This window comes from Novosphingobium soli, from assembly GCF_042432915.1.
Lineage (GTDB): Bacteria > Pseudomonadota > Alphaproteobacteria > Sphingomonadales > Sphingomonadaceae > Novosphingobium > Novosphingobium soli.
Map to the genome: position 1 here is coordinate 47,410 of NZ_JBHLWK010000002.1, position 13,552 is coordinate 60,961.

8 protein-coding genes are annotated in these 13,552 nt (G+C 68.4%); 4 read left to right on the forward strand and 4 right to left on the reverse strand.

What is annotated here, in order from left to right:
* The first annotated feature begins 96 nt into the window (after window positions 1-96).
* Genes ACFFJC_RS01210 through ACFFJC_RS01220 form a run of 3 tightly spaced genes read left to right on the forward strand, consistent with a single transcriptional unit; the run spans window position 97 to window position 5,988 of the window.
* On the forward strand, window positions 97-1,284 hold the full coding sequence (locus ACFFJC_RS01210; RefSeq protein WP_379485755.1) for an efflux RND transporter periplasmic adaptor subunit: 1,188 nt from the start codon (window positions 97-99) through the stop codon (window positions 1,282-1,284).
* A 7-nt stretch (window positions 1,285-1,291) separates the two neighbouring features.
* Window positions 1,292-4,489 (forward strand): efflux RND transporter permease subunit, encoded by a 3,198-nt coding sequence (locus ACFFJC_RS01215; protein WP_379485756.1) that lies wholly within the window; start codon window positions 1,292-1,294, stop codon window positions 4,487-4,489.
* Between the two features lie 5 nt (window positions 4,490-4,494).
* Window positions 4,495-5,988: an efflux transporter outer membrane subunit gene (locus tag ACFFJC_RS01220; RefSeq protein ID WP_379485757.1), complete on the forward strand. Its 1,494-nt coding sequence runs from the start codon at window positions 4,495-4,497 to the stop codon at window positions 5,986-5,988.
* A gap of 82 nt (window positions 5,989-6,070) precedes the next feature.
* On the opposite strand, the gene ACFFJC_RS01225 is transcribed toward ACFFJC_RS01220, so the two are convergent.
* The 3 genes from ACFFJC_RS01225 to ACFFJC_RS01235 form a co-directional block, all read right to left on the reverse strand.
* Complete coding sequence (locus ACFFJC_RS01225; RefSeq protein ID WP_379485758.1) at window positions 6,071-6,256, reverse strand: YbdD/YjiX family protein; 186 nt, start codon at window positions 6,254-6,256, stop codon at window positions 6,071-6,073.
* Window positions 6,253-8,301, reverse strand: coding sequence for a carbon starvation CstA family protein (locus tag ACFFJC_RS01230; protein WP_379485759.1), 2,049 nt, complete (start codon window positions 8,299-8,301; stop codon window positions 6,253-6,255). Before ACFFJC_RS01230 ends, ACFFJC_RS01225 begins: the two co-directional genes overlap by 4 nt.
* A gap of 98 nt (window positions 8,302-8,399) precedes the next feature.
* Window positions 8,400-10,535 carry a TonB-dependent siderophore receptor gene (locus ACFFJC_RS01235; RefSeq protein ID WP_379485760.1) on the reverse strand — a complete coding sequence of 712 codons (2,136 nt, stop codon included), beginning with the start codon at window positions 10,533-10,535 and terminating at the stop codon, window positions 8,400-8,402.
* 235 nt (window positions 10,536-10,770) lie between these two features.
* Between ACFFJC_RS01235 and ACFFJC_RS01240 the strand changes: the two genes are divergently transcribed.
* On the forward strand, window positions 10,771-11,961 hold the full coding sequence (locus ACFFJC_RS01240) for an LLM class flavin-dependent oxidoreductase (protein WP_379485761.1): 1,191 nt from the start codon (window positions 10,771-10,773) through the stop codon (window positions 11,959-11,961).
* 67 nt (window positions 11,962-12,028) lie between these two features.
* On the opposite strand, the gene ACFFJC_RS01245 is transcribed toward ACFFJC_RS01240, so the two are convergent.
* Window positions 12,029-13,351: an ATP-binding protein gene (locus ACFFJC_RS01245; protein ID WP_379485762.1), complete on the reverse strand. Its 1,323-nt coding sequence runs from the start codon at window positions 13,349-13,351 to the stop codon at window positions 12,029-12,031.
* Window positions 13,352-13,552 lie beyond the last annotated feature (201 nt).

The following is a 13,552-nucleotide window of genomic DNA, read 5'->3' on the forward strand; positions in this document are numbered from 1 at the left end:
CGCCTTCCGCCTTGCATTTCATGTTGCAACGCAATAGAGGCGCGCAAATCCATGAGTGAACGTTCACTCGCATAACTCCTAGAACGGACGCGTTCCATGAAAAAGATCACTCCGGCCATCGTGCTGCTTCTCTCCGCATGCGGAGGAGGCGGGCAGCAGCAGGCGCCTGCGGGGCCGCCGGAGGTCGGAATCGTCACCGTGCGCGAGGAGCCGGTGATGCTCACCACCGAACTGCCCGGGCGCACCAGCGCCTATGAGAGCTCGGACGTGCGCCCCCAGGTCAACGGCCTGATCGTGAAGCGCCTGTTCACCGAGGGCGACCAGGTGCGCGCCGGGCAGCCACTGTACCAGATCGATTCCGCCCCTTACGAGGCGCAGGTCGCCAGCGCCCGCGCGGCGCTGGGCCGCGCGCGCGCCGCGATCGCCTCCACCGCCGCGCTGGCGCGCCGCTACAACGAACTGGTCAAGATCAACGCGATCTCCCGCCAGGAGGCCGAGAACGCGGTCACCGGCGCCCAGCAGGCGCAGGCGGACGTCGCCGCGCAGCAGGCGGCGCTGCGCAACGCCCAGATCGATCTGGCGCGCACCACCATCCGCGCCCCCATCTCGGGCCGGATCGGCCGCTCCGCCTACACCACGGGTGCGCTCGTCTCCGCCGCGCAGACCGATCCGCTCACCACCATCCAGCGGCTCGATCCGATCTTCGTTGACATCCAGCAGTCGAGCGCCGACGTGCTGCGGCTGCGCCAGCAGCTTCTCGCGGGCGAGCTCTCCAGCGGCGGCGCGGCGCGGGTCCGGCTGAAGCTGGAGGACGGCAGCGTCTATCCCGAGGAGGGCGTGCTCAAGTTCACCGACGTGACCGTCGATCCGACCACCGGCAGCCAGATCATCCGTGCCCAGTTCGGCAACAGCCGCGGGCTCCTGCTGCCCGGCATGTACGTGCGCGCGGAGTTCGTCGAAGGCACCAAGTCCAACGGCCTGCTGGTGCCGCAGGTGGCCGTCTCGCGCGACGAGAAGGGCAATCCGACCGTGCTGGTCGTCGGCGCCCAGAACAAGCTGGAGCTCCGCAAGATCACGGCGCCGCGCACGGTGGGCACCAGCTGGCTGGTCACCGGCGGGCTGAAGCCTGGCGACAAGGTGGTCATGGAAGGCGCCCAGATGCTGCGCCCGGGCGCAGCGGTGAAGCCGGTTCCGGTCAAGCCGGGCCAGCCCAGCAAGCAGCAGGGCCAGGCGGGACGCGCCGGCGCTGCGCCCGCTGCGCCGCAGCAGGGCCAGGGACGGTAATCCGCAGATGTCGCGTTACTTCATCGACCGGCCCATCTTCGCATGGGTCATCGCCATTGTCCTGATGATGGCGGGCATCCTCGCCATCCGCAGCCTTCCCGTCTCGCAGTTCCCCGAGATCGCGCCGCCCACGGTGACGATCAACGCCACCTATCCGGGTGCCGACGCGGAGACGCTGGAGCGCACCACGACGCAGATCATCGAGCAGCAGCTCCGCGGCATCGACAACCTGCGCTACTTCTCGTCCTCGTCCTCGTCGGCCGGACGCGTCACCATCACCCTGACCTTCGAGCAGGGCACCGACCCCGACATCGCGCAGGTCCAGGTGCAGAACAAGCTGCAGGCGGCGACCTCGCTGCTGCCGCAGGAAGTGCAGCGCCAGGGCGTGACCGTGGCGAAGTCTGCCGCGAGCTTCCTGCTCGTCACCGCGATCTATTCCGAGGACGGCAGCCACAGCGCCACCGACCTGTCCGACTACATCGTCAGCCAGCTGCAGGACCCGGTTAGCCGCATCAACGGCGTGGGCGAGCTGCAGATCTTCGGTACCCAGTACGCGATGCGCATCTGGGTCGATCCGCTCAAGCTGCGCAGCTACAACCTGACGATCGCCGACGTGACCGCCGCGGTCCAGGCGCAGAACGCCCAGGTCGCGGCGGGCCAGCTCGGCCAGTTGCCCGCTTCCAAGGAGCAGCAGCTCAACGCGACGGTTTCGGTCCAGTCCCGCCTGCAGACACCCGAGGAGTTCGGCAACATCCGCCTGCGCACGGCGCAGGGCGGTGCCATCGTCCGCCTGCGCGACGTGGCGCGGGTGGAACTGGGCGCCGAGATCTACGGCTTCGAGACCGAGTTCAACGGCAAGCCCGCATCCGGCTTCGGCGTCCGCCTGGCGTCCGGCGCCAACGCGCTGGACACCGTCGACCAGGTGAAGGCCGAGGTGCAGCAGATCGCCAAGAACTTCCCCTCGGACGTCAAGGTCGCCTTCCCCTACGACTCTACGCCCTTCGTCCGCCTCTCGGTGGAGCAGGTCGTGCACACGCTCGTCGAGGCGGTCGTGCTGGTGTTCCTGGTGATGTTCCTGTTCCTGCAGAACTGGCGCGCCACGATCATCCCGACCATCGCCGTGCCGGTGGTGCTGCTGGGCACCTTCGGCGTGATGTCGGTGCTCGGCTACTCGATCAACACCTTGACCCTGTTCGGCATGGTCCTGGCCATCGGCCTGCTCGTCGACGACGCCATCGTCGTGGTGGAGAACGTCGAGCGCCTGATCCAGACCGAGCACCTCTCTCCCAAGGAAGCCGCGCGCAAGTCGATGGACGAGATCAGCGGCGCGCTGATCGGCATCGGCATGGTGCTCTCGGCGGTGTTCCTGCCGATGGCGTTCTTCGGCGGTTCCACCGGCGTGATCTATCGCCAGTTCTCGATCACTATCGTCTCGTCCATGGCGCTCTCGGTGATGGTGGCGCTGATCCTCACCCCGGCGCTCTGCGCGACGATCCTCAAGCCCCACGATCCCACCAAACACGAGGGCAAGGGCCTGCTGGCCCGCTTCTTCCGCTGGTTCAACGACAAGTTCGACCGCGGCACGGAGAAGTACGAGCACGGCGTGCGGCGCACCGCCACCGGGTGGAAGCGGTCGGGCCTGGTCTACCTGCTGATCGTGGGGGCCATGGTGCTGCTGTTCACGCGCCTGCCGAGCGGCTTCCTTCCGGAAGAGGACCAGGGCACGATGTTCGCGCTGGTGCAGGGGCCCTCGGGCGCCACGCTGCCGCGCACGCAGCGCGCCCTGAACGTGGTGCGCGACCACTTCCTCAACGACGAGAAGGCTAACGTGGAATCGGTCTTCACGATCAGCGGCTTCTCGTTCGCGGGGCAGGGGCAGAACGCGGGCATCGCGTTCGTGCGCCTGCGCGACTGGGAGGACCGAAGCGGCGCCGACAACCGCGCCCCCGCCATCGTTCAGAGGGCCATGGGCGCCTTCGCGAAGTACCGCGACGCCTCGATCTTCGCCCTCGTGCCGCCCGCGGTGCAGGAACTCGGCAACGCCACCGGCTTCGACCTGTGGCTGGTGGACGAGACCAACATGGGCCACGAGAAGCTGATGGCCGCGCGCAACCAGCTCCTCGGCATGGCGGCGGGTGACAAGCGCCTGGCGCAGGTCAGGCCCGTCAGCCTCGACGACGCGCCGCAGCTCGACGTCAACATCGACCAGGACAAGGCCGGAGCGCTGGGGCTCGATCTCAGCGCGATCAACTCGGAGATCTCGACCGCCTGGGGCGGCGCCTACGTCAACGACTTCCTGGACCGCGGACGCACCAAGCGCGTCTATATCCAGGCGGACCAGGCCTACCGCTCCTCTCCGGAGGCGATCGAGGACTTCTACGTCCGCGGGACCAGCGGCGAGATGGCGCCGTTCGGAGCCTTCTCCACGGTGTCCTGGAAGACGGCGCCGGTGATCCTCACCCGCTACAACGGGCAGCCCGCGATGCAGCTGCAGGGCGCGCCCGGCCAGGGGCTGAGCACCGGCGGCGCGATGCAGGCGATCGAGGAGATACAGGGCAAGCTGCCGCCGGGCACCGGGCTCGAATGGACCGGCCTGTCCTATGAAGAGCGGCTCTCCGGCGGCCAGGCGCCTGCGCTCTACGCGCTCTCGCTCGCCGTGGTGTTCCTGTGCCTTGCCGCGCTGTACGAAAGCTGGTCGGTGCCGATCGCGGTGCTGCTGGTGGTGCCGCTGGGCGTGGTCGGTGCGGTGTTCGCCGCCTGGCTGACCGGGCTCAACGCCGACATCTACCTCCAGGTCGGCCTCATCACCACCATCGGCGTCTCCGCCAAGAACGCCATCCTCATCGTCGAGTTCGCGGAAGAGCGCGTGCAGGCGGGCATGAATGCCTTCGATGCGGCCATGGAGGCGGCCAAGCTGCGCTTGCGCCCGATCCTCATGACCTCGCTCGCCTTCGTGTTCGGCGTGCTGCCGCTCGCCGTTTCCAGCGGTGCCGGTGCCGGTGGCCAGAACGCGATCGGCCGCGCCGTCGTGGGCGGCATGCTGTCCGCCACGATCTTCGCGATCTTCCTCGTTCCCATGTTCTTCGTCGTGGTCAGCCGCCTGTTCAAGCACGGCCAGCATGACCGGCCCTCGGCCAACTCCGACGTCGAACCCGACGGTGGGAACCGCTCTTCCGACGGCGGCATCGCGCCGCAGGGACACTGACTACCATGACCAAGCCGCTCATCGTCCTGCTGGCCGCTACCACGCTGCTAACCGGCTGCAACCTGGCTCCTAAATACGAGAGGCCGGCCGGTGCCGTGCCGCCGACGCTGCCACAGGGCGGGGTCTATCCCGCCGCCGCCAGCGACGCCCCCGACGTGACTCGCGTCGGGTGGCGGGACTTCTTCCTCGACCCACGCCTGCGCCAGGTGATCGAGACCGGCCTTGCCAACAACCGCGACCTGCGGATCGCCGCCGGAAACGTCCTCCAGGCCCGCGCACAACTGCGGGTCCAGCGCGCCGACCTGCTGCCCACCGTGAACGCCAACGGATCGGGGACCTACACCAACAACGTCTCGGGCGCGGTCAGCGGTGGCGGCGGCGGCAGCGGCGCCGGGGTGAACATCGCGCAGGACCTGGAGATCTACTCCGTCAGTGCGGGGATCTCGTCCTTCGAGCTCGACCTCTTCGGGCGCATCCGCAATCTGACGCGGGCCGCGCAGGAGCAGGTCTTCGCGAGCGAGGAAGCGCAGCGCTCGACCCGCATCAGCCTGATCGCCGAGATCGCGAACGCCTGGCTGACGATGGCCTCGGACGCGGAGCAGCTTCGCCTCTCGCGCCAGACGCTGCGGACCTTCGAGGAAACGCTGCGGCTCACCCGCGAGCAGTTCAGGGTCGGCATCGGCTCGGAGCTGGAAGTGCGGCAGGCGGAGACGAGCTACCAGGGGGCGGTGAACGACATCGCCGCGCTCGAGACGAGTGTCGCCCGCGACCAGAACGCGCTCAACCTGCTGGTGGGCACGACCGTCGCGGCCGATCTGTTGCCGACCGGGCTCGGCGCGGAGCCGGCCACCCGCGACGCGCTGCCGTCGGACGTATCGTCCGACGTGCTGCTGCGCCGCCCCGACGTGCTCCAGGCCGAGCACCAGCTGATTGCGGAAAGCGCCAACATCGGCGCGGCGCGCGCAGCCTTCTTCCCCACGATCTCGCTCACCGGCACGATCGGGACCATCAGCACGGCGCTGTCAGGCCTCTTCAAGGACGGGACCCTCACGTACACGGCCACTCCCGCGATCGGGCTGCCGCTGTTCGACTTCGGACGCCGCACGGGCAATCTGGAATATGCCCGCGCCTCGCAGCAGGTCGCCGTCGCGACCTACGAGAGGGCGATCCAGACGGCCTTCCGCGAGGTCGCCGACGCCCTGGCGCAGCGCGGCCGGATCGGCGAGCAGGTGGCGGCGCAGACGAGCCGAGCGCAGGCCGCACAGGTCGCCTCGCGGCTGTCGGAGGCCCGGTTCCGCGCCGGCGTCGACTCGTTCCTGACGACGCTCGATGCCCAGCGCACCGCCTATGCCGCGGAACAGCAGCTGGTGACCACGCGCCTGACGCAGGCCAGCAACCTGGTCGAGCTCTACCGCACGCTGGGCGGCGGGCTGGAGGAGACAACGGCGCCAGCAACGGCCCCAGCAACGGGCACAGCGCCGGCCGCTCCGGTGCAGTAAGGAGCTGGCGGTCGCCGCGAGGGGGACCGCCAGCGCTCGCGCTTGCTCGCTATCGCTGCGCTAAGGTGCCGCTAACCCCGCCTTAGCAGCACCTCCCGCCGTTCCTGCCGCCATAGCGGGCGGCCTGGCGATCACGGAAAAATTCGGTACGGGTCATCGCCGCCTGCTCGGGATGGTGGAGGCGCATGTGCCGCAGGTAGGCGTCGTAGTCCGGCAGGCCCACCATCAGGTGCGCCATCCGTCGCAGCTTGCCGAGCGCCCCGCTCACGCAGCGAGCTCCGCGGCGGATGGGATCTCGTGCGCAGTCGGCGCGGCGGAGCGCCGGGCGGCAATGCAGGTCCTGATGGCGAAGACCAACAGCGCCACGACCACGGCCAGGAACAGCGCGACCAGCGCGGCGTCCACGCGATCGTTGAAGATCACGCGCTCCATCTGCGCCATGGTCTTCGCCGGGGCGAGAACCTCGCCGCTCTCCGCCGCCGCCGCGAACGTGCCGGCGTGAGCGAGGAAGCCGATCGCCGGATCGGCCGAGAACAGCTTGAGCCAGCCGGCCGAGAGGGTGCAGACCAGCAGCCAGGCCGTCGGCACCACCGTCACCCATGCCAGGCGCTCGCGCTTCAGGCGGAACAGCACCACGGTCGCCAGCATCAGCGCGATGGCGGCGAGCATCTGGTTGGAGATGCCGAACACGGGCCACAGGGTGTTCACGCCGCCGAGGGGATCGGTGACGCCCTGGTGGAGGAAGAAGCCCCAGGCCGCCACGCAGAGCCCCGTCGCCACGATTGCGGGAGCGGGGCCACTGGTCTCCTTGAACGACGGGACCGCCAGCCCGATCAGGTCCTGGAGCATGAACCTGCCGGCGCGGGTCCCGGCGTCCACGGCGGTGAGGATGAAGAGCGCTTCGAACAGGATGGCGAAGTGGTACCAGAAGGCCTTCATGGCCGGGCCGCCGACCACGTGGGAGAAGATCTCCGCCATCGCCACCGCCAGCGTCGGCGCGCCGCCCGCGCGCGAGATGATGGTGTGCTCGCCGACGTCGCGGGCGGTCTGCGCGATGGTGTCGGCGGAGATCGGGAAGCCCATGGCGGTGACCGCGCTCGCCGCGCTCACCGGGTCGGTGCCCAGCAGCGCGGCCGGGCTGTTCATGGTGAAGTAGATGCCGGGATCGAGGATGGAGGCCCCCACCAGCGCCATGATGGCGACGAAGGCCTCGGTCAGCATGGCGCCGTAGCCGATCAAGGGAGCGTCCGCCTCGCTGGCGATCAGCTTGGGCGTGGTGCCGCTGGCGATAAGGGCGTGGAAGCCGGACACCGCTCCGCAGGCGATGGTGATGAACAGGAACGGGAACAGCCCGCCCGACCACACCGGCCCGCCTCCGGCGGTGAACACCGTCGTCGCCGGCATGCGCAGCGGCGGTGCCATGATAACGATGCCGATCGCGAGTGCGGCGATCGCGCCGATCTTGAGGAAGGTGGAGAGGTAGTCACGCGGCGCGAGCAGCAGCCACACCGGCAGCACCGAGGCGACGGCGCCGTAGCCGATCAGGATCCAGCACAGCTGCACCGGCGTGAAGGTGAACAGCGGCCCCCAGAACGGCGATTGCGCCACGGCCTGCCCATAGACGATCGCGGCGAGCAGGCCGACGAGGCCGAGGATCGACACCTCACCGATGCGGCCCGGGCGGATCCAGCGGGTGTAGATGCCCATCAGGATCGCCAGCGGCACCGTGGCGGCGACGGTGAACATGCCCCAGGGGCTTTCGGCGAGCGCCTTGACCACGATCAGCGCCAGCACCGCGAGGATGATGACCATGATCATAAAGGCGCCGAACAGCGCGATCGTACCGGCGACCTGGCCCATCTCCATCCGGATGAGCTCGCCCAGCGAGCGGCCGTCGCGGCGCATGGAGATGAACAGGACCATGAAGTCCTGCACCGCGCCTGCCAGCACGACGCCGGCGATGATCCACAAGGTGCCCGGCAGGTAGCCCATCTGCGCGGCCAGCACCGGTCCGACCAGCGGACCGGCCCCGGCGATCGCGGCGAAGTGGTGGCCGAACAGGACGGTGCGTTCGGTCGCGACGTAGTCCAGCCCGTCGGCGCGCCGTGTCGCCGGCGTGGGCCGGCTGGGATCGAGCCGCATCACGTGGCGCGCGATGTAGAGCGCGTAGTAGCGGTACGCGACGAGGAATGTGCAGACCGCCGCGACCACGATCCAGAGCGCGTTGACGGCTTCTCCGCGAGAGACGGCGACGACCCCCAGCGCCACCGCGCCGAGGATCGCCACCAGAAGCCAGGGAAGATGCCGAGTCACTCTCAATCTCCTATGGAATTTGCCCTTACTTGAAGGATTTCCATCGGGATGGCGAGGCTTTGGGCAGCTTCGGCGCGGGTCGGCCCCGCTCCGGAGGATCAGAACCGGTAGTTGGCGCTCACCGTGAAGTTGCGCGGGGCGCCGTAGCGATACTGGCTGAAGAACCCGATCTGGCTGAAGTACTTCTTGTCGAAGAGGTTCTCCAGGTTGCCCTGGATCTGCAGGGCATCGGACACGTTGTAGCGCGCCATCAGGCTGACCAGGGCATAGCCGTCCTGCTGGAAGCGGAACGGGGCGCCGGTCACCGGATTGAGGCCGTCCGTGTAGGCCTTGCTGCGGTAGTTCACGCCGCCGCCGAAGGTCAGGTCCTGCCAGGTGTAGGTGGTGAACAGCTTGAGCAGGCGCCGCGGCTGGTCGAAGTTGGCATCCATCTTGAACTGGCTGTACCCCAGGTTCACGTTCCAGCCTTCTAGCGGCTGGCCGGTGACCTCGACCTCGAAGCCCTTGCTGACGACGCCGTCTGCGGCGACGTAAGGCTGGAACGGCGGGGCAGTGGGATCGTTGGGGTTCGGGATCGGCGCACCATCCAGCACAGCCAGGTTGTCCTGCTCGATGCGGAACAGCGAGAGCGACGTCTGCAGTGCGTCATCGAAGAACGAGCTCTTCAGGCCGATCTCGTAGGCCTTGCCGTCCAGGGGGTCGAGCTGGCGATAGTTGCGGTCGACGTTGTTCTGCGGCTGGAAGATCTTGGTGTAGCTCGCATAGACGCGGTGCTGGGGCGTGAGGTCGTAAAGCGCTCCGACATAGGGGATGAACACGTCGTCATCGCCGTAATTGTTGGTCACGCCGTAGGCGAAGCCGCGCTGCTGCCAGCTGGCCAGGCGGCCGCCACCGATGAGCTTGAGCTGGTCGGTCAGGTTCGCCCGGACGACGCCGTAGTAGCCGGTCTGGGTGATCTTCTCCTGCGAGGCCCGGAACGGCACGTCGGAGAAGCCCGGATAGGCATAGGAATCGCCCGTCCAGTTGTTGAAGTCGCCCGCCGGCGGGAAAAATCCGTTCTCGTCCAGGTTCAGCGAGGTGAACGTGTCGGCATGGCGGCGGATGATGCTGCGCAGCGCGCCGACGACAACCTCGTGATCGCGGCCGAACAGCGTGACCTTGCCCTTGATCTGGGCGTCGTAGCTGTTCTGGATGCTTTCTCCGTCCGCCGAGTACGGATTGCTGGCAAGTCCGAGGCCGGTCTCGCGATCCACGACTCCATAGAGGTACAGCAGGTTGGTGCGCTGCGTGTTGCGCAGGCGGTTGTAGTTCGCCTGCACGCTCCAGCCGTCGCCGAAGTCCTGGCGCAGGCTGACGAACAGGTTCTGGTTGGTCGTGTTCCAGTGCGTCCAGTCGGCCGCGGTCGACTTCGACCGCCGCCACTCGGCGAAGCTGCCGTCGCTGTAGAACGAGGGCAGCGCGCCCCAGGCGGCGCCGTCCGGATTGTTGTCCTGGTGGCTGAAGCCGACGCGCAGCAGGGTGTCCTCGGTGATGTCGGCGTCGATGGTGCCGTAGAGGACGAGCTTCTCGTTGTGGTAGCCGTCGATCTGGCTGTCGCCCTCCTCGTAGCGCGCGACGCCGCGGAACCGCAGCCGCCCGTCGGACGTCACCGCGCCGCCGATATCGCCCGAGACGCGCCAGGTATTCCAGCTGCCGTAGCTGGCGTTGACGTAGCCGCCCCACTCGGTGCTCTCGGCATGCTTGCGCACGAGGTTCACCGATGCCGACGGGTCGCCGGCACCGCTCAGCAGCCCCGTCGCGCCGCGCACGATCTCGACGCGCTCGTAGAGCGAGACGTCGGCCAGCGTCTCACCGGAGTCGCCGCCGAGCGCCCAGGCGGTCGGCACGCCATCGATCTGGGTGTTGGTGATCTGGAAGCCGCGCGCGTAGAACGAGTTGCGCACGTCGTCGGTCTCGTTGATCGCGACGCCGACCGCGTTCTGGATGACGTCCTTCACGCTGATGAGGTTCTGGTCGATGATCCGCTGCGAGGTCACGATGCTGACCGACTGTGGCGTTTCCTGAACGGTCAGGCCGAGGCCGGTGGCCGTGTCGATCTTGTCGGCCAGCGTGTAGGTGCCGGTGACGACGATCTCGTCGGCTCCGGCCGGCTCGCTATTCGCCTCCTGCGCGGCCGATGGTGCGGCCTGGAGCACGAAAGCGCCGCCGAGCATGAGTGCAAGCTTCAGATTCATACAACCCCGTCGTGTTAGTTCCCGGGGCGTCCGCTAGTGGAAGTGCTAATCATTCGCAATAACAAAGTGGCAGGTCCGCTGGGAAGGGTTCCGGCGCCGGATTTGTCCCGGCCGGAACGCGAACTGCCCCGCCGGTGACCTGCCGCTGTTATCGCAGGACCATCACGCGGGGTTGTCCTAGGTCGCCGGAAGGAGCCGGAGCCCGCGGGGACACGCGGCTGCATGGGAGACAGAGATGAGCGGTTCGAACCTGGAGCACGGGCTGTTCCTCGCGCCCTACCATGACGTCCAAGAAAGCCCGACGATCGCGCTGCGGCGCGACCTCGAGATCGTCGAATGGGCGGACCGGCTCGGTTTTGCCGAGGCGTGGTTCGGGGAGCATCACTCCACCGGCTGGGAAACGATCTGCTCCCCCGAACTGATGATCGCGGCCGCGGCAGAGCGCACGCAGCGCATCCGGCTGGGCACGGGGGTGGTCTCGATGCCGTACCACAACCCGCTGATGGTGGCGAACCGGATCCTCCAGCTCGATCACATGACGATGGGCCGCGTCATGTTCGGCATGGGGCCGGGGCTGTTGCCCACCGATGCCGAGATGATCGGGGTCGACATCCGGTCGCTCCGCGAAAAGCTCACCGAAGTGGCAGAGATCATCGTGCCGCTGCTGCGCGGCGAGGAAGTGACGCATCGCACCTCCTGGTACGACCTCCAGCGCGCCCGTACCCACCTGCGTCCCTACACCCAGCCGCATCCTGAAATCGCGGTGGCCAGCGCGATCACGCCCTCGGGAGGAATGCTGGCCGGACGCCACGGCTTCGGGATGCTCTGCGTCGCGGCGACCGAGGCGGCGGGATTCGACGTGTTGGACGAAAACTGGCGCATCGCCAACCAGGTCGCGGCCGAGCGCGGCCACACGATGGATCCCCGCCGCCTGCGCCTGGTAGTGCCCATGCACGTGGCCGCCACGCGCGAGAAGGCGCGCGAGGACGTGCGCGAGGGACTCGCGCGATGGGTGCAGTACTTCGACCGGGTCGCTCCGGCGGGGATGCGCGGCATGGCGGGAGGTGATCCGGTCGACATCCTCGTCGGCGCCGGTCGGGCGGTGATCGGGACGCCGGACGATGCCATCGCGATGATCGAACGGCTCCAGGCCAAGCAGGGCGACTTCGGCGTGCTGCTGCTCCAGGCGCACAACTGGGCCGAGTGGGAGGAGACGAAGAAGAGCTACGAGCTCTACGCCCGCTTCGTCATGCCGCATTTCGCCGGTACCAACCGCAACCGGCAGGAGTCCTACGGCCAGCTTTCGGCCAACATCGACCGGCTGGAAGGCGAGCGCCAGGCCGGTGCGGACGCGGCCTTCTCCGCCTGGCAGCGGATCAGACGAAAAGGCGAAGAGGCGGGCGAGGCAGACGGCGAGAGCGTCTGAGGGGTCTTGCGGAGCCGGGGGATGGCGCTCGCCCGGCGAGGACGTGCAAGGCCATTCCTGGCGCTGTTCAGGCGGCGCCTTGTACGGGCGCCGTTCCCTCGGTTTCGGGAACTTCGAGCCGCGCGATCAATCCGCCGTCGGGCGAAGCCGCGAACGAGAGACCGCCGTCGAAGCGCATCATCAGGCGATGCGCGGTCGGGATGCCAAGGCCGAAGCCCTTGGTGTCGCGGGCGCGCGCCTCGTCCAGGCGGAAGAACGGATCGAGGACCGCATCGAAGTAGCGGGGCGGGATCCCGGGGCCAGAATCGGCGATTTCGATGCACCAGTGGCGCGAGACCCTGCGGATCGCCACCCGCGCCTCGCTGCCGAACTGGATCGCGTTCTCCACCAGCGCCTGCAGCGCCACGGTGACGGGCTCGCGGAAAGTCCTGACGACCGCGGGCTCGCTGGTGGTGATGCGGGCACGATCGCCGTATGGGGAGAGCACTTGGCGCACCAGCAGCTCCAGGTCCAGTTCCTCCGGCTCGGCCGCCAGGTGCTGCGCGCGCAGGAAGCGCTGCAACGAGGAGAGGAGGGCCTCCATCTCGTCCACGCTGGTCAGCACGATGCTGCCGAGCTCGACATCCTCGATCAGTTCGGCCGCCACCTTCTGGCGGGCCAGCGGGGTGCGCAGATCGTGGCTGATCGCCTCGAAGGAGCGGGCCTGGTCCTGCAGCAAGCGGGCGATGCGCTCCTGCATGACGTTCATCGAGTGCGCCAGCTTCTTCAGGTCCGGCGAGCCGCCCTCGCGTATGGTCACCTGCCGTCCCTGGCCGATCGCCTCGGCCGCGTCGCTCATGCGCCGCAGGGGGCGGGTCAGCACGTGAAGCGCGACGAGCCCCATGGCGAGGAAGGCCACCGTGGTTCCCAGCGTCAGCACCGTTGCGCGCAGGGCCACCGGCCACATGGCGTTGATGTCGCGCGACCGGAAGTTCAGCCAATGGCCATCCGGCAGCCGGATCGACCCGACCAGGTCGCACCGGCCCTGCGGCGGTCCGCGCAGCGCGAGGCGCAGCGAACGCCCCGCCAGCGATGGCTCCCACTCCAGGATGCGACGCTCGATCCGGCCCAGCGTGCCGTCGGTGGCGTGATTGGGGACGGTGGGGGTTCGCGCCACCGCCGCCGCCAGGTGGCGCGTGCTCATGGTAGGCGCGGTGAGCCGGGGGTCGATTGCATGGATGCGATCGCTGACCACCAGCAGTTCGGCGATCCGCCGGGCGTGATCCTCGTCCAGCGTCTGGCGGTCGATCGCCTGGTAGAACAGGAGGCTGGCGGCGAGCTCCATCACCCCGAGCAGCAGGAACACGAGTCCGACATAGACCGCAAGGCGCGGTGCGAAGGGACGGGTCACCGTACCTGATCCTCTCGATCGGCGTTCGACGCCCGGCGGCTCGAAGCGGCGCCGTTGAGGATGGGCTCCCACCCGTACGCGCCCGCGTCAACAAGGCCTTGCGCGCAGCAACGATTTGACACGGATGTGCCGGTGTCCGCAACGACCCCCGCGCCTGGCACCGGCTCCGATATGCGGAGCGATGGAGAGGGCGGACTGCCG